The following is a 21536-nucleotide window of genomic DNA, read 5'->3' on the forward strand; positions in this document are numbered from 1 at the left end:
AGGCTGGAGGCTGGGGGCTAGGGACCGGGGCCGGGTTGTTTCCCTAGCCTCCAGCCTCTAGCCTCCAGCCCCTGCGGCGCTTCGCGCCGCCGCTTACTTCGACTTGCCCGGATCCTTGACGTCCTTGATCACGTCGAATTCGACGTTCCAGAGCTGGCCGTCCTTCTTCTCGACCTTGCGCAGGTAGATGTTCTGCACGATGTCGCGGGTCTGCGCGTCGATGAACACCGGGCCGCGCGGGCTTTCGAAGATCTGGCCCTTCATGGCGCCCAGCAGCGCCTCGCCGCCGCCCTTGCCGCCGGTCTTCTTCAGCGCTTCGTAGATCACGCGCATGCCGTCGTAGCCACCCACCGCCATGAAGTTGGGGCGCAGGTTCTTGTTGGCCTTCTGGAATTCGGCCACGAACTTCTTGTTCGCCGCCGACGGGTGCGCCGTGGAGTAGTGGTGCGAGGTGACGACACCCAGGGCGACGTCGCCCATGTCGTTGAGCTGGTCGTCGTCCGTGACGTCGCCGGTGCCGATCAGCTTGATGCCGGCCTTGTCCATGCCGCGCTCGCCGAACTGCTTCATCACCGCGGCGCCCGCGCCCGAGGGCACGAACACGAACAGCGCGTCCGGCTTGAGGTCACGCACCTTCTGCAGGAAGGGCGCGAAGTCCGGGTTGCGCAGCGGCACGCGCAGCGTCTCCGGCACCTTGCCGCCGTTGAACAGGAAGCGGTCCTTGAAGTACTTCTCGGCGTCGATGCCGGGGCCGTAGTCGCTGACCAGCGTCACCACGGACTTGATGCCGTTCTTCGGCGCCCAGTCGGCCAGGGCCACCGAGGCCTGCGGCAGCGTGAAGCTGGAACGCACGATGAAGGGCGAGGCTTCGGTGATGCTGGAAGTGGCGGCGGCCATCACGACCAGCGGCGTCTTCGACTGCGTCGCGATGGGGGCCACGGCCAGGGCCGAGGGCGTGATGCCCATGCCGGCCAGCACGTCGACCTTCTCGTTCACCACCAGTTCCTGCGCCAGGCGGCGCGTGACGTCGGGCAGGCTGGTGTCGTCCTTGACGATCAGCTGCACCTTCTTGCCGGCGACGGTGTCGCCGTTCTGCGCCATCCACAACTTGGCGGCGGCCTCGATCTGGCGGCCGGTGGTGGCCTGCTGGCCCGTCATCGGCAGGATCAGGCCGATCTTGAAGACGTTGGCCTGCGCCAGGGCGGCGCCGCCGGTGCCGGCCAGGGCCAGCGCGATCGCGGCCTGGATCATTGTTCTCTTCTGCATGTCGGGTCTCCAGTTTGTGGGGTGGGCAGCCAGAGGCGCGCCCAGGGTGCGTCGGCGCGCATTCTCCGCCCGCCGGCTGGCAGCGAAAAGCCCACCCCGGGGTCTAGCAGTTATGCACCTTTGCGATAACGATTCCGCAGTTATTTCACGGAATAAAGTATCAAGCGGCCTTGTAGTTACATAAAGACACACCTAGCATGATTTTGAAACCAGGAGGGTCTCATGCAAGGTCGCCATATCCTGCGGTGCGCCGTCCGCGCCGCCTGCCTTTCCTTCAGTCTCGCCGCCGCGGTGGCCGCAGCCCAGGAAGTGGTGCTCGGCCAGGTCGGTCCGTTCACCGTGATTCCGGTGCCGGACGCGCCGGAGCTGAACCAGGGCATCCAGGCCTTCGTCAAGCAGGCCAACAAGGCGGGCGGCATCCGCGGCAGCAAGGTCAGCTTCTTCGACCTGGACGACCGCTATTCGGCCGACGGGTTCGTCGAACAGTACGGCAAGGCGCTGGAGCGCAGGCCGGTCGCCCTGCTCGCGCCCATCGGCTCGGCCGCGCTCACGCGCATGCTGAACGACAAGCTCCTGGACAAGGGCGACATGGTGATCGTCAACGCCATTCCCGGCGCCGAGAGCCTGCGCAGCCCCGGCCACCCGCGGCTGTTCCACCTGCGCGCCGGCGACAAGCAGCAGATCGAGAAGATCGTGAACCACGCCCGGACGCTGGGCACCACGAAGATGGCCGTGCTGTACCAGGACCTGGCGATCGGCACTTCGGGCTGGGCGGTGGCCGAACAGGCGGCCAAGGACGTCGGCGGCCTGGAGCTGAAGGGCGTGAAGTCGGGGACCGAAGCGGCGGCGCTCGCGGCGGCGGCGCAGGCGATGAAGCAGCTCGAACCGCAGTCGGTGCTGATCGTCGGCGCGCCGCGCTTCATGGCGGACGGCGTGGCCGCGCTGCGCAAGGCGGAGATGCGGCAGTCGCTGTTCGTGCTGTCGTACGTGCCGCCGGGGCTGATCGTGAAGCTGGCCGGCGCCGAAGGCGCGCGCGGCGTGGGCATCGCCCAGACCTATCCCAACCCGAACGGCATCACGCTGCCGGTGCAGCGCGACTTCCAGGCGGCGATGAAGGCGGCGCATCCGAACATCACGACCTATACGTCTTTCCAGTTGGAGGGCTACCTCACCGCCCGCACGGTCGCGGAAGCGCTCCGGCGGGCGAAGGATCCGGCGCTGACGCCGGCCAATCTCGAGAAGGCCTTGCATGCGGCGGGCGAGATGGACTTCGGCGGCTACCGCGTCGACTTCAGCAAGGGCAACGTGGGCAGCAAGTGGGTGGACATCGGCGTCATCAATGCCGACGGCAAGCTCCGTTATTGACTCTTGATCAGCCTGACCCCGGGCATCTGGTGCTGGTCCGGGCTGCGCACCGCCTCGCGCAGGTTGCGCTGCGCGATGCGTGAATGCTCGCGCATGATGGCTTCGGCGCGCGAGCCTTCGCGCCGCTCGATCGCATCAAGCACCTGCCGGTGCTGGTCCTGCGCGACCACCAGCATGTCGCGCGACTTCGGCGAGTTGGCCTGCACGACGACGAAGCCGGAGGGCGACGCGAAAGGCAGGCTGACCACCCGCTCCAGCTCCCGCGCCAGCACGCTGCTGGCGGCCATGTCGCTCAGCAGGTTGTGGAACTGCTGGTTGAGCGTCACGTAGCGCAGGAAGCCTTCGTCATCCAGGGCAGGCTGCTGCAGCAGCACGTCCACGCCATCCAGGCACTCGCGCGCCTGCGCCAGCACCTCGGGCGCGACGCCGCGCTCCGCCGCCAGGCGCGCGGCCAGGCCCTCGACCGTGCCGCGCAGCTCGATCGCATCGGAGACGTCGCGCTCGGAAAAGGTCCGCACCGCGTAGCCGCCATTGGGCAGCGCATCGAGCAGACCTTCCTGCTCCAGCCGCATCAGCGCCGCGCGGATCGGCGTGCGCGACACGCCCAGCCGCTCGACGATCGCCAGTTCCGCGATGCGCGCGCCGGCCGGCAGTTCCCCCGCCAGGATCATCTCGCGCAGCCGCAGTTGCGCCTTGACGGCCTGGGAGCTGCCGGCCTCGTCTGTATACAACGGGACTCCTTCCGCGCCGGCCTTGCTGGCTTGCTTCATTGGTGAGTCGGCCATTCACGGCCCCAAAGTTCGCGATCATTGTATACAGCAATCGCCGTTTCCCGCATAATCCGCGCATCCCGCCACACCTCGAGACCCCGCCATGTTTGCCAAGAACGCCTGGTACGTTGCCTGCACCCCCGACGAAATCGACGACAAGCCGCTGGGCCGCACGATCTGCAACGAGAAGATCGCCTTCTACCGCGGCAGCGACGGCAAGGTGGCGGCGGTCGAGGACTTCTGCCCGCACCGCGGCGCGCAGCTCTCGCTCGGCTACGTCTGCGACAACAACCTGGTCTGCGGCTACCACGGCCTGGTGATGGGTTGCGAAGGCAAGACGGTCTCCATGCCCGGCCAGCGCGTGGGCGGCTTTCCCAAGATCAAGGCCTACCCGGTGATCGAGAAGTACGGCTTCATCTGGGTCTGGCCCGGCGATGCCGCGCAGGCTTCGCCCGACAAATTGCACCACCTGGAGTGGGCCGACAACCCCGACTGGGCCTACGGCGGCGGCCTCTACTACATCAAGTGCGACTACCGCCTGATGGTCGACAACCTGATGGACCTGACGCACGAGACCTACGTGCACACCACCTCCATCGGCCAGAAGGAGATCGACGAAACCCCGGTCAGCACCAAGACCGAGGGCGACCACGTCATCACCAGCCGCTTCATGGACAACGTGATGCCGCCGCCCTTCTGGAAAGCCAACCTGCGCGGCAACAATCTCGCCGACGACGTGCCGGTGGACCGCTGGCAGGTCTGCCACTTCAGCCCGCCCAGCCACGTGATGATCGAAGTCGGCGTGGCCCACGCGGGCAAGGGCGGCTACCACGCCGACGCCAAGGACAAGGTGTCGAGCATCGTGGTGGACTTCCTCACGCCCGAGACCGAGACCACCATGTGGTACTTCTGGGGCATGGCGCGCAACTTCAACCCGAAGGACAAGAACCTCACCGCGCAGATCCGCGACGGTCAGGCCAAGGTCTTCGCCGAGGACACAGCCGTGCTCGAAGCCCAGCAGCGCAACCTGCTGCTGCATCCCAGCCGCAAGCTGCTGCTGCTGAACATCGATGCCGGCGGCGTGCAATCGCGCCGTATCATCGACCGCCTCATCGCCGCCGAACAACAGCCGCAACCCGTCGCGGCCTGACCACCATGATCACCGTCCAGGTCCTGCGCAAGACGCAGGAAGCCACCGGCATCTGCAGCTACGAACTGGCCCGCGCCGACGGCGCCGCCCTGCCCGCCTTCAGCGCCGGCTCGCACATCGACGTGCAGGTCCCCGGCGGCCTCACGCGCCAGTACTCGCTGTGCAACGACGCCACCGAACAGCACCGCTACCGCATTGCCGTGCTGCGCGACCCCGCCTCGCGCGGCGGTTCGGTCGCCATGCACGACGCGCTGAAGGAAGGCGACACGCTGCAGATCAGCGAGCCGCGCAACCACTTCCCGCTGGTGCATGCGCAGAAGACGATCCTGCTGGCCGGTGGCATCGGCGTGACGCCGCTGCTGTGCATGGCCCAGCGCCTGGCCGCCATCGGCGCCGACTTCACGCTGCACTACTGCACGCGCTCGGCCGACCGCACCGCCTTCCGCGACGAGATCGCCGCCTCGCCCTTCGCGGCCAACGTCAAGTTCCACTACGACGACGGCGACGCCGCGCAGAAGCTCGACCTGGCCCGGGAGATCGCCCAGCCGCAGGCGGGTACGCACCTGTACGTCTGCGGTCCCACCGGCTTCATCGACTGGGTCACCAAGACCGCCGCGCAACAGGGCTGGCCCTCGGAGCAGGTGCACCTGGAATACTTCGGCGCCGCGCCGCAGGACACCGCCGGCGACCAGGCTTTCGACGTCAAGATCGCCAGCAGCGGCGCCGTCTATAGAATTCCCGCAGACCAGTCCGTGGCGCACGCGTTGCAGCAACACGGGGTCGAGATCCTGATGTCCTGCGAACAGGGCGTCTGCGGCACCTGCATCACGCGGGTGCTGGAAGGGGAATGCGACCACCGCGACCTGTACTTCACCGACGACGAGAAGGCGAAGAACGACCAGTTCACGCCCTGCTGCTCGCGCGCCAGGTCGAAGCTGCTGGTGCTGGATATTTGAACGGAGAGACCCTGAGATGATGCAATTGCCCGCCCGCTACGACCACGTCGGCAGCTTCCTGCGCCCGCAGTACCTGCTGGAAGCCCGCGCCCAGAAGGCCCGCGGCGAAATCACCCCGGCGCAGCTGCGCGCGGTGGAAGACAAGGCCATCGCCGAGATCGTGAAGTTCCAGGAGTCGATCGGGCTCAAGAGCATCACCGACGGCGAGTTCCGCCGCACCTACTTCCACATCGACTTCCTCGAGCAGCTCGGCGGCGTCAAGACCGACATCCCGGTCACGATCCGCAAGCCGGACGGCACCGAGGAACTGGCCCCGCCGGTGATCCGCGTGATCGACAAGGTGCGCCACGCCAAGGACATCCAGAAGGCCGACTTCGAATACCTCAAGTCGCAGGTCTCCGCCGGCCACACGCCCAAGGTGACCATTCCCTCGCCCACCATGCTGCACTTCCGCGGCGGCCGCGCCGGCATCAGCAAGGAAGCCTATCCCGAGCTGGAACCGGCGTTCTACGACGACGTGGCCCAGGCCTACGGCGACGAACTGCGTTCGCTGTACGAAGCCGGCTGCCGCTACGTGCAGATGGACGACACCAACCTCGCCTACCTGTGCGACGAGAAGATGCGCGAGGCGGCCCGCCAGCGCGGCGACGACCCCAACGAGCTGCCGCACCGCTACGCCAAATTCATCAACAAGGTGGTCGCCCAGAAGCCGCAAGGCATGCTGCTGGCCATGCACCTGTGCCGCGGCAACTTCAAGAGCACGCACGCGGCGGCCGGCAACTACGAGCCGGTGGCCGAGGCGCTGCTGAAGGAAATGGACATCGACGCGTACTTCATGGAGTACGACGACACCCGCTCGGGCGACTTCAAGCCCCTGCGCTACCTGCCCAAGGGGAAGACCGTCGTCCTGGGCCTGGTGACCACCAAGTTCGGCCAGCTGGAGGACAAGGACGAGCTCAAGCGCCGCATCGACGAAGCCGCCAAGTACGCGCCCCTGGAGCAGCTGGCCCTGTCGCCCCAGTGCGGCTTCTCCAGCACCGTGCACGGCAACAACATCGCCGTGGAAGACCAGCGCAGCAAGCTGCGGCTGGTGGTGGAGACGGCCCAGGAAGTGTGGGGTTGATTTACACGCCGGGCGGTCGCCGGCGCGAAATCGCCCGGCCCCTTCGGCGGGGCGATTCGTGATAATGGCTCCATGCCGAGTGTTTTGATCATCGAGGACGACGACGCCCAGCGCTTCGTCGCCAGTTTCGCGCTCAAGAAAGCGGGCCACCAAGTCAACGAGGCCCACGACGGCCCGCACGGCGTGGCCGCGGCCAAGGCCGACAAGCCCGACGTCATCGTCTGCGACGTGATGATGCCGGGCATGACCGGCTACGAGGTGGTGGCCGCCCTTCGCAACGACACCGAGCTGGCCAACGTGCCGGTCATCCTGCTGACCGCCATGTCCGACCGCAAGCACATGCGCCAGGGCATGACCGCGGGCGCCGACGACTACCTCACCAAGCCCTATCGGCCGGACGAACTCTGCGAGGCGATCAACGCCGTGCTGGCGCGCCGGCAGGTGCAGAAGGAGGCCTTCATGAGCTCGGTCTCCGGCGTCGTCGAGGACGCGCTGGAGCAGCAGAAGGAAGACCTCGGCGTCCAGTACGAGAACCGGCTGGTCAAGGAAATCAACGCCCGCTGGAGCCGCGCCAACGCCGCCGGCGACGTCTCGTACAAGGACGCCTTCGTGATGCTGGTCGACATGCTCGGCCCGCAGCCCACGCAGGGCAGCGCGCCCAGCCTGGCCGACCTGGTCAAGCAGGTGCACCAGTCGGCCCGCGACACGCTCTACCTGTTCGGCGCCAACCACGTCATGCCTTACGGCACCAACCTGATGGCGGTGTTCGCGGCCGACGAGGCCACGCTGACCACGCCGGTGGAGACACGCGTGCTGCGCGCGGCCTCGGCCCTGCTGAAGTCGGTGCCGAAGGAGCGGGTGGCAACGCTGGCCCTGCACCGCGGCCCGGTAACGCTGGTGGCCGTGGACGACGGCCTGCATGGCGACCAGGGCCATTCCCTGGTGCCGGGCGACTCGATTGCCGCGGTTGCCAGCGTGCACAGCACGGCGGCTGCCGAAGGCTGGCGCCTGAGCGCCACGCCCGCCGTCGCGAAGATGCTCGCCACCCAGGCCGCCGCCGGCCGCAAGGCGATGACCGCGCGCGGCGAGGAAGCCGTGGAACTGCTGCCCGGCAAGGTCTGACCCGTCATTCCCGCGCAGGCGGGAACCCAGGGCGTCCTTGACAGCCGCGCGGCGCCGCGGCACAAGACGGTAGCTCGTGCCCTACGGAGATCCGCCATGCCGACTTCCCGTCGCGCCCTCCTCGCGGCGTTCGCCGCTTCGCCGTTCGCGGCATCCGCCCAGGCCAAGCCCGGCATGCAGTCCTGGAAGCTCGCCACGTCGCGCCGCACCGGCATCCACGACCTCGCGCCCGCGCCGGACGGCGGCGTCTTCTTCACCGCCCAGGCCAGCGGCCATCTCGGCTGGTTCGAACCTTCCACCGGCCGCACCGAGCTGGTCCCCCTGGGCAGCGGCTCCGCCCCGCACGGCGTGATCCAGGGCCCGGACCACGCCGCCTGGATCACCGACGGCGGCCAGAACGCCATCGCCCGCGTGACCTGGCCGCAGCGCGCCGTCACGCTCTACAAGCTGCCCGAAGGCACGCCTTACGCCAACCTCAATACCTGCGCCTTCGATGGCGACGGCGATCTCTGGTTCACGGGCCAAGGCGGCTACCTCGGCAAGGTCGCCGTGAAGACCGGCCAGGTGACGGTGAAGCAATCGCCCCGCGGCCGTGGCCCGTACGGCATCTGTGCGACGCCGGCGGGAGAGATCTGGTGGTGTTCGCTCGCCGGTTCCTTCATCGCGCACGTGGACCGCCGCACGGGCGAATCGAAGATCGTCGAGCCGCCCACGCGCGACCAGGGCGCGCGCCGCGTCTGGAGCGACAGCCGCGGGCGGATCTGGGTGAGCGAGTGGAACAGCGGCAACCTGTCGATGCACGACCCGGCGGCCAACACCTGGAAGACCTGGAAGCTGCCGGGTGCGAACCCGAAGACTTATGCGGTCTACGTCGACGAGCGCGACATCGTGTGGACCAGCGACTGGGGCAGTAACGCCATGGTGTCCTTCGACCCCAAGACCGAGAAGTTCGAGCCGCACCCGCTGCCGCGCGAGAGCGCGAACGTGCGGCAGATCCTCGGACGCAAAGGGGAAGTGTGGGTGCCGGAGAGCGGGACGGAGTACATCACGGTCATCAGGACGTAAAGACTGCCTGGGCCGGCGGGGTTGTGGTCACGAGTGCGCATGAGCGAAGAGTGTCGACAAAATCGGGGCAAGCTCCGTGTCTGGGTCGAATGACCTGCCATGTCGCAGCAAGCTCAACACCCATCTCCACCTCCACCACCACCACCACACCCTCCCGCTCCACCATCGCCCCCAGAGCCGCCATCTGCCCATCCCGGCTGCTTGTAAGGGACCGCTGGAAATGGCCGTTGGGTGTCATCTCGAGCAGCTTCCGCGACCTCCCTGTCGATACGGGGCTGATCCCAGAGGATGAATGCAATTACACACGCACCCAGGACAACGAGAGTTACAGCAAATCCCAAACTCATGAGAAGCCCCGTCGCGGGTCGAGCGGCACGGCTTTGCCTGCGACATAACGTCGGAGTTGACCGGCACGCACCGGCAGCGCGCCGCAAGGTGCACGATCACCCGCGCGCCTTGCGGCGCGCTGCCGGTGCGTGTCCGTGTCGAACGACATGTTAGGCGGCACTGAGCATCTAGGCCTATTCAAGGTCATTGGGAAGCTCCTTGTAGTGCCTCCAAAACACCCAGGAGAAGTAGAGCCATACACCCCAAAGGAAGGCGAATACCGAGAACTGAGCAGGGAGACCCAGCTGTGTCGCAGACCAAACGCGCACGGACACGATAGCGCCCAGAACCGCGTAACAACAAAGTACAACGGCGGACTGAATCACGTAGCTAACACGAGCACCGGTCATAGATGTGCGGCCTAACGACTGAGTTGACCGGCACGCACCGGCAGCGCGCCGCAAGGTGCACGATTATCTGCGCGCCTTGCGGCGCGCTGCTGGTGCGTGTCCGCGTCGAACGAATACGAAGGGACTTCCCGCAATCGCGGTAACGGCATCAAAGTGCCAAGATTGATTTTTGCGGTAGTCAATCTGAACCTTGAAAGGGGAAGTCCATGACCGAGATTACACGAGTGGGTGTGGACCTGGCAAAGCAAGTCATCCAGGTGCATGGCGTCGACGCGACGGAGGCGGTGGTCGTCGCACGCAGCATGAGCCGGCAGAAATTCGCCGCTTGGTGCGCTCAGTTGCCTGGCGGCTGCGTTGTCGCGATGGAAGCCTGCTCGGGTGCGCACCATTGGGCCCGTCGACTTCAGCGACTGGGCTTGCAGCCGCGGCTGATCGCGCCGCACTTCGTCACGCCGTACCGCATGGAAGGCAAAGGCGGCAAGAACGACGCGACCGATGCCGCCGCCATCTGCGAAGCGGCGTCCCGGCCCAAGATGCGATTTGTCGCCATCAAGAGCTGCGCGCAGCAAGGCGTGCTGTGCGTGCACCGGCTTCGTGAAGCCTACAAGGAGGAGCGCACCGCGTGCATCAACCGCATACGCGGCTTGCTCAGCGAGTTCGGCCTGGTGTTTCCGCTCGGTCCAAGCGCGCTGCGGGCGCAACTGGGCGACGCGCTGGAGGATGCCTCCAACGAGCTTCCTGGCTGTGCGCGCCTCGGATTGGACCGCGCGTTTACGCATTGGCGCGCTCTGGACGCGGAGATCGCGTGGTGTGACGCACAGATCAGCGACCATGCCAAACAAGATGTCCAGGCGCAGCGCTTGCTGCCAATCCGCGGCGTCGGCCCCACCAGTGCGAGCGCGCTGGTCGCCTGCGTGGCTGACTTCCACCAGTTCCGCAGCGCCGGCCAGTTCGCCGCCTGGCTGGGGCTGGTGCCGCGACAGAACTCCAGCGGTGGCAAGGCTTCACTGGGCGGGATCACCAAACGCGGCGAAGACTACTTGCGCACCTTGCTGATCCAGGGCGCCCGCTCCGTCGTGGGCACCGCTGCGCGCCGCAGCGACGCCGTGTCGCGATGGATCCTGCAGCTACAGCAGCGAGTCGGCTGGCAAAAGACGCTGGTGGCCGTTGCCAACAAGAATGCCCGCATCATCTGGGCCGTCTTGGTGCGGGACCGACAGTATGACCCGCACTATGCCGGCGCACGAACTGCTTCGGCTCAGGGCATTTGACATATAGAAGGATTGGCTCTTCCCTTCAGACGCGCAGCGAAGATGCACCAAACAGGTCAGACCGGCGGCGGGTGAACTCGGCTAACAGGCAGCGGCACAGCGTCCGCGTCGATCGAATGGAGTCCCGCCGAGCGGTTGGTATCTGGGTCCGCACTCAAGTGCAACAAGGCCGTTTGTAGATTTGCAGTCTGGCTCTGTGTGGCTGCTTCGGCGCGTGCTGATGAAGAGGAAGAAAGTTGAACTAAAGGGAAGTCCTTGTAGACCTGTTAGGCCGCTCGCCCCTGAACCAGTTGTAGCCCATTGCCCGCCGGATCCTTAAACGTAGCAAGAGTGCCTCCCCATGCCTGAGGCTCCGGTGCGCCTGAGAAGGTGACGCCCTTTGCCAGCAACTCGGTGTACTTCGAATGAATGTCCGAGACGGCAAAGGACAGTCCGGTGAAGCGCCCTACAAGAACTTGGTCATCGTCCGGGGCGTCGACTGGCACTGCTTCGACGACGAGGTCAAAAGCGCCCGAACCATAGACCAAGAAGCCGCAGTTCTCTCCATCGACCTTTAGCGGCAGCGCCAGAGCCTTTTCGTAAAACGACCTGGCCTCTGCAAGGTCAGTCACGAAGACACGAGCCGTGCTCAGTTCCATAGGACTTCCTCCTAAGAAGAGACATGCTACCTCAGGGCGCCATGGCCGGAAACTCCCGCGAGTCTAAACGGCGAAGAAGTCCAAGCGGCCTAACGTAGAAGTGACCGGCACGCTGCGGCAAGGGGCCGCGCGGTGCACGATATCCCACGGCGCCGCGCGGCCCCTTGCCGCAGCGTGTCCGTGTCGACTGCCAAGTTAGGGCTCGGACGCACTACGTTCATTGACCCTTCCCACTGCGCCACTGGTTCAAAGACACTTCATCGCCGTTTGGATCCGAGACGAGCATATGCCTGCCGTTCAACTCCACGAAGAAGACGTTCCATAGCTCCAACCTCTCCGGACGATTCGCGTAAACGGTCACGGACCAATAGCACCTGGAGCCTACCATTTGCTTCTTATCGACTTCCGGCACGACCGAGACAGGAAAGGGGTGGGTGCGCCTCCAAGCCTTGATTTCCCGCAAGGCTAGTACCTGCTTCACCGCCCGCTCGTAGTCCTTAACGCCCGCCGCTGCGCCGGAGCAGACCGCGGCATGAGAAGAGAGGTAAATGGTTCCCAGCACGGCAAAGACGACAACGCGGCGCATCTCCGAGCTCTAACTTGATTTAGAGCGCACTCCCGCCCGATAACATTTCCGCCCCCGCATCTCTTTCCTCCCCTGGTTCCTCGCAAGTTCTTGATTTATACCGAATCCGGCGCACGCCTCCGCCAGGGCGTTGTCCCATTCAGACACGAAACTCCGCAAACCCGCGGAATAACATCGCCAAGGAAGTGGCGCGCAGCGGCCGCAGTTCGTTGATTCCAAACGCGTCACCGCCACCAGTTACGCGGTCGGACTTCCTAACAAACGGCCAATTCCCGCATTTGCGGCCCTTTTGAGCCGCCGCCCTCGAAGCAACGAGCCGGCAGGATGCGCGCCTCCCAGCGCGCTGCCCTACCTCTGCGCCTTGTCCTTCGCGTTCTGCGCCTCGATCCGCTCCCTGGCCTGCTGCCACTCCTGCGGCGACCAGCTTCGCAGCTCGTAGAAGTTGCCGCCCGTCGCCAGCGCATTGCCGCCATCCATCATGATCGCCTGCCCCGTCAGCCAATCGCATTGGCCCGGTGCCAGCAGGAAGGCCGCCAGGTTCTGCAGCTCGCTCATCTTGCCGGGGCGCGCCATCGGGTTGCGCTCGCGGCTCCGCGCGCCCGGCTCCTCGCCCGGATTCAGGCGCTTGCTCATGCCCTCGGTCGGGATCTCGCCCGGCCCCACCGCGTTCAGCCGCACGCCATAAGGCGCCCACTCCACCGCCAGCGACTTGGTCATCACCTCGATGCCTGCCTTGCTCATGGCCGACGGCACCACGAAGGGACTCCCGTTGTCGACCCAGGTGGTGATGATGCTCATGACGTTGCGAAACGGCTGGCCGGACTGCCACTTGCCCGCGCGCGCCTCGGCCACCCAGCGCTTGCCGATGGCCTGCGTCACGTAGAAGGTGCCGTGGAAGACGATGTTGGCGATGGCGTCGAAGGCGCGCGGCGACAGGCTTTCGGTCGGCGCGATGAAGTTGCCCGCCGCGTTGTTGATCAGCCCCGTCAGCCCGCCGCCCTGCCACAGCGCCTCGACCATCTCCTCCACGCCCTGCGCCACGCGGATGTCGACGCCGAAGGTGTCGATGCGGCGTTCGGGAAACTGCTGGCGCCAGGCGTCGGCGGTTTCGTCGCAGACCGACTTGCGGCGGCCGCAGATCGCGACGTCGGCGCCCAGGGAAAGGAGGCGTTCGGCCATGGCCTGGCCCAGGCCGGTTCCGCCGCCGGTGACCAGGATGCGCTGGCCGGCAAAGAGTTGCGCTGCGTACATGGTGGCTCCTGCGGGGGTGGTCCCGCCGGCCCCCAATTTACAGGTAGCGCTCGGCCTGCGCCAGCCGGTCCACCACCGGCGGCAGCTCCGAGCGCGGGCAGCGCGCGAAAGCCACCACGGCATCGACCCGGTCTCCGACCCGCAGCTCGGCGAGCGCCAGCACGTGATGCGGCTCCGCGTCGCGCGGACCGACCTTGATGTTCATGCGATCGAGCCGCAGCTCCCTCAGCGTCAGGGCCACGTGCTCCTGCGGCTGCGAGAACACCTCGCGGATCTGCGCGATGTAGCCGTCCAGCGTGACCAGGCCGGCCTTGGCCTCCACATAGTTCTTGTCGACCTGGTCCAGGTCGTGCTGCACGGCCTCGATCTGCCTGGCGATCGCGGCAGGATCCTCCACCAGGCCTTCCATGCCGTCCTGCGCAAGCCGCAGGTAGCGCAGCTTGTTGGCGAGGTAGGACCGCTTCTGGCCGTGCAGCAGGCCCTGGCGGTCGATCGCGAGGATGCGGCCCAGCGCGACCTGCGCGAGCCGCTGCATCACGCGCCGGCCGATTTCCAGCCGTGCCTCCTCGGCCGTGGCCGACGGCGCCACCAGGCGATGCCGGGTGAAGTTCACCGCCGTGCGCGCCACGTCTTCGCGCAGCAGCCCGTCTTCCATGCGCGGGCCCAGCACGGTCTTTTCCTCGCGCTTCATGGCCAGCAGCGCGAAAGCCTCGTCCACGGTCGCGTTGGCGGGATCGTCGAAGAAGGCGCGCAGCTCCTGGCTGCGGCCCAGGAACTCGGGCACGTCGTCGGCACGGCCGAAGAATGCATTCAGCCGCGGATCGGTGCTCCAGCTGGCCCTTGCCAGCACGACCGGCTGCACGGGCGCGCTGGCGATCTCCCGCAGATAGGCCACCGTGGCTTGCACGCAGCCCCGCAGTTCCTGCCGGTAACGGCCATGGGCGCGGACCTTGGGCTCGACCGTGTCCACGATCATGTCGGTCAGCTCCACGACCAGTTGTGCATCCTGGTCGGGCTGGTGACCGCCCCGGCCGAACAGGACGGCGACGGCGCGGTCGAACAACGAAGCATTCGCCATGGCAAGTCCATTGTTGGGACCTCGCCGCGCAAGCAGCCATTGGACGAAAGTCCCATGGAACGCCCCCTGGAATGTTGCTGCTGGCCTAGAATTTTGCGATCCCGTCGGCGAATTACCAGGAAGCAGCTGTACATGCAAAGAACAAGGCCTCGGGCTATGGTGATGGCCACGCTGGCGGCGCTGCTGGCCGCCTCCACCGCGCAGGCGCAACAGGTGCGCCTGCGGCTGGCCGGCAGCCTGTGCAACAGCCTCACCAGCCAGGTGCTCGCCAGCCAGCAAGTGCCGCCGCTGTCATCGACAGCGAACGCCGCCGCGTCGGTCAACGCGACCCTCAGCGAGCGGCTGGAAAAGCAACGCGACAGCTATTTCGCCAAGCTCGATAGCGCCGTGCCCTTCAACGGCCTGTACGCCACCGGCCTGGCCGACCAGACCGACACCTACGGCAACCGCTACAGCTTCGGCCTCGAATGGGAACTGTTCGACCAGGGCCGCGGCGAGGCACGCCGCACCATGGACCGCCTGCGCCTGGAAAGCAAGACGCAATACGTGCAGCTGCTGCGCGACATGGAAGACCGCCAGCTGCAGGAAAACTTGCTGGCCGTCGAACAGATGCGCAACAAGCTGCTGGCCACGCTGTACCAGCGCGAGGCGGCCGCGATCCGCCCGGTGCTGGAGCGGCGCAAGGCCGAACTCGCGGCGGGCCGCGCCACCCGCAGCGACGTCGCCGAGATCGAATACAAGGCCGAACGCGCCGCGCTGCGCGGCCAGCACTACTCGGGGCTGCGCGACGTGCTGGTGTATCCGCAGTCGCAGGAATTGATCAACCGGATCGAAGAGGTGCAGCTGCGTCCCGATGACGAACTGCTGGCGCGCGCCGCGGAACGCTCACCCGACCTGCAGCTGCAAGGCATGCTGGCGCAGCGCAACGCCTTTCTCCCCTCGGTCAAGGACAACACCTCGGTGCGGCTCTACGTGGAGCGCAGCAAGGACCTGGAACGGGGGCCGTATGCGGTGGCCGGCGTGCGGGTCCGCATCCCGATCGGCAACGACGAAGTGCGCGACACGGTGGCCGAGGCCAATGCCGGCATCGCGCGCGAGCAGCAGGAAGCGATGCGCGCGGCGCTCGGCCAGAAGCTCGCACTGCTGTCCGAGCGCCTGCGCCTGAAGCAGAACGACATGCGCATCCTGCAGGCCGAGAACCGGCTGGTGCGGCAGAAGGCGGAGCAGGCCTGCTACCGCTACGACCACCCGGTGTCGGTGCTGCCCGACGCCGACCGCGACGTCGAGGACCTCACCCTGCGGCTGGTGGAGATGCAGCGCGAGATCCTGCTCGCGCGGCTGGACGTCCTGGAAGTGCTGACGCAGATCAGCGCGCTGGTGAAGCCGCGCGAGCCGCGAGAGCTGTACCTGCTGCCTGACCGCTGACCAGGTTGCGCGGGCCGTCCGGCGGCGCCCATTGCGCGTCGTTGGGCGTCACGAACACCGGCCCCCACTTGTGCTGCGCGGGAATCGCGAAGCGCACGTCGTCCACCGAGTTGTCGTGGCTGTAGCCGCCGTGGAAATTGACGTCGACCTGGCTGTCGACGTTGCGGATGCGGTTGAAGGCTGAACTCCATTGCAGCGCGATGTGGCGGATGCCGCGCACGCTGCAGCCTTCCACCGTGCCGTGGTAGCTGCGCGCGATGCGCAGGTAGCCGCTGCCGCCGTCGCCCTTGTTCCAGGCGCCGTCGATCACGCAGTCGCGCAGGGTGAAGCCGTAGCTCTGTTCGAAGGACACCGGGTGCCGGCCGGCGTTGATGACCGCCACCCGCTCGATCACGGCGTCCTGGGTCCACATCAGCGAGATGCCGTCGACGGCCACCTCGGGCAGCACGTTCTCGTAGACGTGCTGCACGCTCGCGATGGCCCGGCCCTCGGCCTTTTGCTCGATCGTGAAATCCGACAGCCGCGTGCCGCGCACCGGACGCACCTTCACCACCTCCGCGCGGCCCGCGTCGAAAGCGATGCCGGCGGGATCCGCCAGACGCACGCCGCCGTCCTGGCTGCCGGCCACGCGCAGGAGTGCCTGCCGCAGGTAGGGATACTCGCGGTTCCAGCGCTGGCTGCCGATGTCGCGCAGGAAGCCGTCGTCGTTCGGCTCCTTCACGAGCAGCAGTGAACCGGCCGGTGCGCTGACCGGCGCGCGCAGCACCTGGTCCTGTGCGCCCAGCGGCTGCGCCAGCATGCCCGCGCGCCCGCCCTGCTCGCCTTCCACGCGGATCACCGACGTGGCCGGAGCGCGCAGGTGCGAGACGATGCGGGTGCGCTCGCGCCCGGCACCGATCAAGGTCACGCCGTCGCGCCGGATCACCAGCGGCTGCCTGAAATCCAGCACGCCCGCCGGCAGGCGCAGGATGACCGGGCCGGCCGGCTGCTTGTCCAGGATGGACTGCAAAGCCGTGGCGTCGTCCTGGCCGTCGTCCGCGCGCACCCCGGCCAGCGCGGGCGTCGCCGCCGGCGCTTCGTCGGCCACGGTGACCTGCGCGGCGAACAGTTCGGTGCCAGGAAGGCGCAAGGCGCTGTGCGTCAGCAGGATGGCAAGCGCGAAAGCCACGTACGCCATCAGCATGCGCCCGGTCGGCGCCCAGCGGCCGAAGCCGCCGACGACTTGCGCCTTCTGCTTGGCCTTGCCCTTGCTCCAGTTCTGGTCGGACAGGTGGTGCCAGGCCCGGATCTTCACCAGCGCCCCCACCCACTGCGTGTACAGCATGATGGGCACGGTGCGCAGCGTCACCGCGTGGCCGTGCCAGGCGATCACCAGCAGCTGCACGCTGCGCACCAGCACCGCCCAGGCCACGTACAGGGGCAGGTACAGGATGGACTTGGTGAAGGCCAGGACGGCCGCGCCCGTGATGCCGACCAGCGAGGTCCACATCGACAGCCGCTGGTCCAGCAGCACGAACCAGATGAACCAGCCGGTGCGCCACGGTCCCAGCGCCAGTGCGCGCGGGTTGTTGCGCATGGTGTTGCCGAACCAGCGATAGGGCAGCGACATGCTGGCACGCAGGAAGGAGTCGTCGCGGGTTTCCAGCGAGACGCAGTTCACGTCGGGCAGGTAGAGCATGTTCCAGCCGCTGCGCAGCAGGTGGAACCACGAGCTCTTGTCGTCGCCCATCAGGAACTGGAAGCGCCCGTGCAGCCAGTGGTCGATGGTGTCGCGTTCTATCGTGCTGACGAAGTCCTCGGACACGACGATCGACGTGCGCAGCACGGAGAAGCGCCCCGTGAGCGTGAGCACCTTGTGGGACAGGCTGTGCGACTGGAACAGCACGTTTCGCTGGCCGAACTTGAGCGCGAACCAGTCGCGGTACCAGTGTCGGTGGCCCGGAATGAAGGCGCGCTCGTCGCTGGTGATCGCGCCGAGGTCGCGGTAGGCCATGAAGAAGGGAATCACCCGCTTGAGCGCGCCGGGCTCCAGCCAGGAGTCGCCATCCATGAAGACCGTGATGCTGTCCTGCTCGTGGTCGTAGCGGCGCGCCACCGCCCGCAGGGCGTGGCCCATGGCGATGCGCTTGCCCTGGCTCTGCCGCTGGAACACGAGCTCGATGCTGCCGTCGCCCAGCCACGGGCGGCAGGCGCCAGCGATGACGGCTTCGTCCGCGTCGCTGCCGGCGGCCACGACCACCGTCGCGCGGCAAGGCAGCTCGCGCAGGTTGGCCATGAGCGCGGCCATCGCCTGCTGGCTCACCCAGGCTTCTTCCAGGTAGGAAGGCACGATCACGTAGACCCGCTTCGGCCAGGCGCGCTGCGCCGCGACCTCCTGCGCCGCTGCGCGCAGCCGGGGATAGTGCACGGCCGAATACCAGGCGCTGCGCAGGTAGTGCAGCAGCTGCCAGCCGTAGCGCCACAGCGCGATCACGCTCAGGAGCAGCAGCACGTGCCGGTGCACGTCGTGCAGGATGTCGTGGCCCCATCCGAGCAGGAACCACGCGCCCCCGCCATACAGCAGCAGCGAGGGCAGCGCGGACAGCAGCGCCTGCGCCCGGGTCGGCCGGATGTCGCTCATCTCAAGACCAGGGCAGGGTCGGATTGCGGATCCAGACGTTCACCCGGGCATTGGCCGGCAGCCGCACCTTGCGGTCCTGGAAGTCCAGCTTGACCAGGGTCTCGTTGGCGCCGCCTTCCTGCGTGACCACGGCCGCCGCGCTGGCGGCGCTCAGGCCCACCGCCGCGACCTTGGCCTCGTACTTGCGGTCCTGGAAGGGCACGTAGATCGTGGCGGGCATGCCCAGGCGCAGCTTGAGCGCGTCCTCGTTGGGCATGCGCAGCATCACGCTGGGCGTGACGTCGGCTTCCAGCAGCACGACCGGGTCGCGCGCGGAAACGAACTCGCCCTGCTGGTGGTCGACGGTGTAGACGCGGCCGCGCACCGGCGAACGCACGACACGTTCGGCTTCCTGGCGCGCCAGCAGCATCTTCTTGGACGCCAGGTCCATGCGCATGCGCGTCAGCTCGTCGGAGTTGTCCAGGGTCTGCACGCGGGTGGCGCCATCGGCGACCTGCCGCATGTAGTTCAGCCGCGTATCCTGCGCCTGGTTCGCAACCAGCAGCATGTCGCGCTGCGTGATGGTTCCCGTCTCGTAGAGCTTGCGGGCATTGGCCAGTTCGCTCTCGCGCATGCTCAAGTCGCGCTTGAGCGTCTGCAGCAGGCCGCCCTCGGCCGACCGGCGCGCCGTGGTCAGGCGCGCCTGCTGCTGCGCGAGTTCGCCCAGGTGCTGCTCCATGGCATCGATCTCGTTGCGCAGCGCCGGGTTCTCCACGGCGAAGAGCGCCGTGTTGGGCTCCACCTGCGCGCCCGGCTCGACCAGGATGCGGGAGAGCTGGCCGTCGTTGTTGGCGGTCACGCGCGTGATGCTGCCGCTCACGAAGCCGGTGCCTTCGAGCTGGTAGGTCAGGTTGTAGTAACCGATGCCGATGGCGGCGCCCAGCACCGCCAGGCCGGCCACCAGGCTGCCCAGAAGGCGCGTGCGGTGCGAGCCCGCGGTGGCCGCTGCCGGTCCACCCAGCATCAGCGGAGCCTGCGGCGGCGCTTCGCCGCCGGGCAGTGCAGCGGCGGCCACGATGTCCTCGACGTCGCCAAGCTTGCCGTCGAGGGAAAGCTCGATGTAGTGGCGCAGGATGCGGCGGTTGCGCGGCGACAGGTCGTGGAATTCGAAGCCGTGCACGCCATCGTGGGTGCTGCGATAGAGGAGTTGCGCCGGGATCAGCAGCGTCGACTCCAGCATGGGGAAGCTCAGGCGTGCGTGCACCACCTCGCCCGGCTGCGGGGTGGTGGCGAGGTCGCCCAGGCCGATGCCCGTGGTCGACCAGTCGCGCGCGGCATAAGTCTTGCCGTCGATCTCGACGAACAAGGGAATGGCGACGCGCATTGCCTTGCGGGGCAGGTTCGCTTCTCGTGAAATCATGTTTCCTCCCTCAAGGAAAGTCGTGCTGCATGGTCGCGACTGCAACAATTGCGGCGTCACCGTAAATCCCGCGACCACCCGTAGGAAGGTACCTACGCCCTCACAGGACGCGCGGTCGGGACGCCGCACACGCCGCGCCCCTAGGCTTCGCCCAACAACCGCAAATGCGAGGGAGAAGTCGATGAACGTGACGATCGTGGGGACGGGCTACGTGGGCCTGGTCACCGGCGCCTGCCTGGCGGAACTGGGCAACAACGTGTTCTGCCTGGACGTCGACCAGGCCAAGATCCGCCTGCTGAATGCCGGCGGCATGCCGATCCACGAGCCCGGGCTCGAGGAAATCATCCAGCGCAACCGCGAGGAAGGCCGTCTCACCTTCTCCTCCGACGTCGCCGCGAGCGTCGCCTTTGCCGACGTGCAGTTCATCGCGGTGGGCACGCCTCCCGACGAAGACGGCAGCGCGGACCTGCAGTACGTGCTGGCCGCTGCGCGCAGCATCGGCAAGCACATGGGAAGCTTCAAGGTCGTGATCGACAAGTCCACCGTGCCCGTGGGCACCGCGGAGAAGGTCGCCGAAGTGATCCGCGAGGAACTGGCGGCACGCGGCCTGCACGAGCAGCTGGAGTTCTCGGTGGCAAGCAATCCCGAATTCCTGAAGGAAGGCGCGGCGGTCGACGACTTCATGCGGCCCGACCGCATCGTGCTGGGCGTTGACAGCACGCCTGCCGGTCAGCGCGCGCTGGCGACGCTGCGCGAGCTGTACATGCCTTTCAACCGCAACCACGAACGCACCCGCGTCATGGACGTGCGCAGCGCGGAATTCACCAAGTACGCGGCCAACGCGATGCTGGCCACGCGCATCAGCTTCATGAACGAACTGGCCAACCTGGCGGATCGCGTCGGCGCCGACATCGAGCTGGTGCGCCAGGGCATAGGCTCCGACCCGCGCATCGGCTACAGCTTCCTCTATGCCGGCACCGGCTACGGCGGCAGCTGCTTCCCCAAGGACGTCGACGCCCTGTGCCGCACCGCCAACGAACATGGCCATGCGCTGCAGGTGCTGGATGCGGTGCAGCGCGTGAACCTGGCGCAGAAGCAGGTGCTGCTGCAGAAGGTGTGGGCCTATTTCGGCCGCAGCCTGGCCGGCCGCAGCTTCGCCATCTGGGGCCTGGCCTTCAAGCCGGGCACCGACGACATGCGTGAAGCGCCCAGCCGCTGCATCATCGAGGCCCTGCTGCGCGCCGGCGCCACCGTGCGCGCCCATGACCCGGTGGCCCAGGAGCAGGCGGCGCGGGCCCTGGCCGGCGACCTGCAGGACCATCCGGAGCTGCTGCGCAACCTCACCCTGGTGCCCAAGCCCATGGACGCGGTGCAGGACGCCGACGCGTTGATCGTGCTGACCGAGTGGAAGAACTACAAGAGCCCGAACCTGCGCGCGCTGCGCGATGCGCTGCGGCAGCCGCTGGTGCTCGATGGCCGCAACCTGTACGAGCCGCATGCGATGGCCGCGGCGGGGCTCACTTACCTCGGGATCGGCCGCAACAACCTGGCGCTGCTGAAGGCGGGCGACACGGTCCGGGAAGCCGAGCCGATCGTGGTGGCCGCCGAGGCCGTGCAGCCGGCGCAAGGCATCGTGCGCGACGAGGCGTCGTTGGCGGTGCTGACCGAGCTGGCCGCGCAGGCGGCGGCGGAGACGAAGAGCCTGGGGGCGTAA

The 21536-nt window shown here is 67.2% G+C and carries 17 protein-coding genes; 9 read left to right on the forward strand and 8 right to left on the reverse strand.

Features of this window, described 5'->3' with window-relative positions; all coding sequences use genetic code 11:
• Positions 1-93: 93 nt before the first annotated feature.
• On the reverse strand, positions 94-1266 hold the full coding sequence (locus LZ009_RS20385; RefSeq protein WP_275699812.1) for an ABC transporter substrate-binding protein: 1173 nt from the start codon (positions 1264-1266) through the stop codon (positions 94-96).
• A gap of 222 nt (positions 1267-1488) precedes the next feature.
• On the opposite strand from LZ009_RS20385, the gene LZ009_RS20390 reads away from it, so the two are divergent.
• The gene (locus tag LZ009_RS20390; protein ID WP_275699813.1) at positions 1489-2631 is read left to right on the forward strand and encodes an ABC transporter substrate-binding protein; all 1143 of its coding nucleotides are present in this window, start codon (positions 1489-1491) and stop codon (positions 2629-2631) included.
• Here the strand turns inward: LZ009_RS20390 and LZ009_RS20395 are convergent.
• Positions 2625-3401 carry a GntR family transcriptional regulator gene (locus tag LZ009_RS20395; protein ID WP_430300399.1) on the reverse strand — a complete coding sequence of 259 codons (777 nt, stop codon included), beginning with the start codon at positions 3399-3401 and terminating at the stop codon, positions 2625-2627. The genes LZ009_RS20390 and LZ009_RS20395 overlap by 7 nt on opposite strands.
• Positions 3402-3504: 103 nt before the next feature.
• On the opposite strand from LZ009_RS20395, the gene LZ009_RS20400 reads away from it, so the two are divergent.
• The 6 genes from LZ009_RS20400 to LZ009_RS20425 all read left to right on the forward strand — a co-directional run bounded on the left by LZ009_RS20400 (position 3505) and on the right by LZ009_RS20425 (position 10825).
• Positions 3505-4551 (forward strand): aromatic ring-hydroxylating dioxygenase subunit alpha, encoded by a 1047-nt coding sequence (locus LZ009_RS20400; protein WP_275699815.1) that lies wholly within the window; start codon positions 3505-3507, stop codon positions 4549-4551.
• Between the two features lie 5 nt (positions 4552-4556).
• Complete coding sequence (locus LZ009_RS20405) at positions 4557-5507, forward strand: PDR/VanB family oxidoreductase (RefSeq protein ID WP_275699816.1); 951 nt, start codon at positions 4557-4559, stop codon at positions 5505-5507.
• Positions 5508-5523: 16 nt separating this feature from the next.
• Positions 5524-6630 (forward strand): 5-methyltetrahydropteroyltriglutamate--homocysteine S-methyltransferase, encoded by a 1107-nt coding sequence (locus LZ009_RS20410; protein WP_275699817.1) that lies wholly within the window; start codon positions 5524-5526, stop codon positions 6628-6630.
• A 72-nt stretch (positions 6631-6702) separates the two neighbouring features.
• Positions 6703-7752, forward strand: a complete 1050-nt coding sequence (locus tag LZ009_RS20415; RefSeq protein ID WP_275699818.1) for a response regulator transcription factor — start codon at positions 6703-6705, stop codon at positions 7750-7752.
• 96 nt (positions 7753-7848) lie between these two features.
• On the forward strand, positions 7849-8817 hold the full coding sequence (locus LZ009_RS20420; protein ID WP_275699819.1) for a Vgb family protein: 969 nt from the start codon (positions 7849-7851) through the stop codon (positions 8815-8817).
• Positions 8818-9760: 943 nt separating this feature from the next.
• Positions 9761-10825: an IS110 family RNA-guided transposase gene (locus LZ009_RS20425; RefSeq protein WP_275699820.1), complete on the forward strand. Its 1065-nt coding sequence runs from the start codon at positions 9761-9763 to the stop codon at positions 10823-10825.
• Between the two features lie 266 nt (positions 10826-11091).
• Here LZ009_RS20425 and LZ009_RS20430 read toward each other — a convergent pair whose 3' ends face one another.
• The 4 genes from LZ009_RS20430 to LZ009_RS20445 form a co-directional block, all read right to left on the reverse strand.
• Positions 11092-11463 (reverse strand): VOC family protein, encoded by a 372-nt coding sequence (locus LZ009_RS20430; RefSeq protein WP_275699821.1) that lies wholly within the window; start codon positions 11461-11463, stop codon positions 11092-11094.
• Positions 11464-11680: 217 nt separating this feature from the next.
• A complete protein-coding gene (locus LZ009_RS20435; protein WP_275699822.1) occupies positions 11681-12049 on the reverse strand; it encodes a hypothetical protein in 369 nt (122 codons plus the stop codon).
• A gap of 348 nt (positions 12050-12397) precedes the next feature.
• Complete coding sequence (locus LZ009_RS20440; RefSeq protein WP_275699823.1) at positions 12398-13300, reverse strand: SDR family oxidoreductase; 903 nt, start codon at positions 13298-13300, stop codon at positions 12398-12400.
• Positions 13301-13337: 37 nt separating this feature from the next.
• On the reverse strand, positions 13338-14378 hold the full coding sequence (locus LZ009_RS20445) for a hypothetical protein (RefSeq protein WP_275699824.1): 1041 nt from the start codon (positions 14376-14378) through the stop codon (positions 13338-13340).
• Between the two features lie 156 nt (positions 14379-14534).
• Between LZ009_RS20445 and LZ009_RS20450 the strand changes: the two genes are divergently transcribed.
• Positions 14535-15803, forward strand: coding sequence for a hypothetical protein (locus LZ009_RS20450; protein ID WP_275699825.1), 1269 nt, complete (start codon positions 14535-14537; stop codon positions 15801-15803).
• On the opposite strand, the gene LZ009_RS20455 is transcribed toward LZ009_RS20450, so the two are convergent.
• Positions 15745-18423: a glycosyltransferase gene (locus LZ009_RS20455; RefSeq protein WP_275699826.1), complete on the reverse strand. Its 2679-nt coding sequence runs from the start codon at positions 18421-18423 to the stop codon at positions 15745-15747. The genes LZ009_RS20450 and LZ009_RS20455 overlap by 59 nt on opposite strands.
• A 1-nt stretch (position 18424) precedes the next feature.
• The gene (locus LZ009_RS20460; protein ID WP_275699827.1) at positions 18425-19822 is read right to left on the reverse strand and encodes a PilZ domain-containing protein; all 1398 of its coding nucleotides are present in this window, start codon (positions 19820-19822) and stop codon (positions 18425-18427) included.
• Between the two features lie 181 nt (positions 19823-20003).
• On the opposite strand from LZ009_RS20460, the gene LZ009_RS20465 reads away from it, so the two are divergent.
• A complete protein-coding gene (locus tag LZ009_RS20465) occupies positions 20004-21536 on the forward strand; it encodes a UDP-glucose dehydrogenase family protein (RefSeq protein WP_275699828.1) in 1533 nt (510 codons plus the stop codon).

This window comes from Ramlibacter paludis, assembly GCF_022012305.1.
In the GTDB taxonomy this organism is placed as follows: Bacteria; Pseudomonadota; Gammaproteobacteria; order Burkholderiales; family Burkholderiaceae_C; genus Ramlibacter; species Ramlibacter paludis.

What these genes read in the sequence shown, in the direction of transcription:
- LZ009_RS20415 (WP_275699818.1), top strand. Translation starts at nt 6,703, where the DNA reads ATGCCGAGTGTTTTGATCATCGAGGACGACGACGCCCAGCGCTTCGTC.
- LZ009_RS20450 (WP_275699825.1), top strand. Translation starts at nt 14,535, where the DNA reads ATGGTGATGGCCACGCTGGCGGCGCTGCTGGCCGCCTCCACCGCGCAG.
- LZ009_RS20460 (WP_275699827.1), bottom strand. Translation starts at nt 19,822, where the DNA reads ATGATTTCACGAGAAGCGAACCTGCCCCGCAAGGCAATGCGCGTCGCC.
- LZ009_RS20440 (WP_275699823.1), bottom strand. Translation starts at nt 13,300, where the DNA reads ATGTACGCAGCGCAACTCTTTGCCGGCCAGCGCATCCTGGTCACCGGC.
- LZ009_RS20395 (WP_430300399.1), bottom strand. Translation starts at nt 3,401, where the DNA reads ATGAAGCAAGCCAGCAAGGCCGGCGCGGAAGGAGTCCCGTTGTATACA.
- LZ009_RS20425 (WP_275699820.1), top strand. Translation starts at nt 9,761, where the DNA reads ATGACCGAGATTACACGAGTGGGTGTGGACCTGGCAAAGCAAGTCATC.
- LZ009_RS20390 (WP_275699813.1), top strand. Translation starts at nt 1,489, where the DNA reads ATGCAAGGTCGCCATATCCTGCGGTGCGCCGTCCGCGCCGCCTGCCTT.
- LZ009_RS20445 (WP_275699824.1), bottom strand. Translation starts at nt 14,378, where the DNA reads ATGGCGAATGCTTCGTTGTTCGACCGCGCCGTCGCCGTCCTGTTCGGC.
- LZ009_RS20455 (WP_275699826.1), bottom strand. Translation starts at nt 18,423, where the DNA reads ATGAGCGACATCCGGCCGACCCGGGCGCAGGCGCTGCTGTCCGCGCTG.
- LZ009_RS20420 (WP_275699819.1), top strand. Translation starts at nt 7,849, where the DNA reads ATGCCGACTTCCCGTCGCGCCCTCCTCGCGGCGTTCGCCGCTTCGCCG.
- LZ009_RS20385 (WP_275699812.1), bottom strand. Translation starts at nt 1,266, where the DNA reads ATGCAGAAGAGAACAATGATCCAGGCCGCGATCGCGCTGGCCCTGGCC.
- LZ009_RS20400 (WP_275699815.1), top strand. Translation starts at nt 3,505, where the DNA reads ATGTTTGCCAAGAACGCCTGGTACGTTGCCTGCACCCCCGACGAAATC.
- LZ009_RS20465 (WP_275699828.1), top strand. Translation starts at nt 20,004, where the DNA reads ATGAACGTGACGATCGTGGGGACGGGCTACGTGGGCCTGGTCACCGGC.
- LZ009_RS20405 (WP_275699816.1), top strand. Translation starts at nt 4,557, where the DNA reads ATGATCACCGTCCAGGTCCTGCGCAAGACGCAGGAAGCCACCGGCATC.
- LZ009_RS20410 (WP_275699817.1), top strand. Translation starts at nt 5,524, where the DNA reads ATGATGCAATTGCCCGCCCGCTACGACCACGTCGGCAGCTTCCTGCGC.
- LZ009_RS20430 (WP_275699821.1), bottom strand. Translation starts at nt 11,463, where the DNA reads ATGGAACTGAGCACGGCTCGTGTCTTCGTGACTGACCTTGCAGAGGCC.
- LZ009_RS20435 (WP_275699822.1), bottom strand. Translation starts at nt 12,049, where the DNA reads ATGCGCCGCGTTGTCGTCTTTGCCGTGCTGGGAACCATTTACCTCTCT.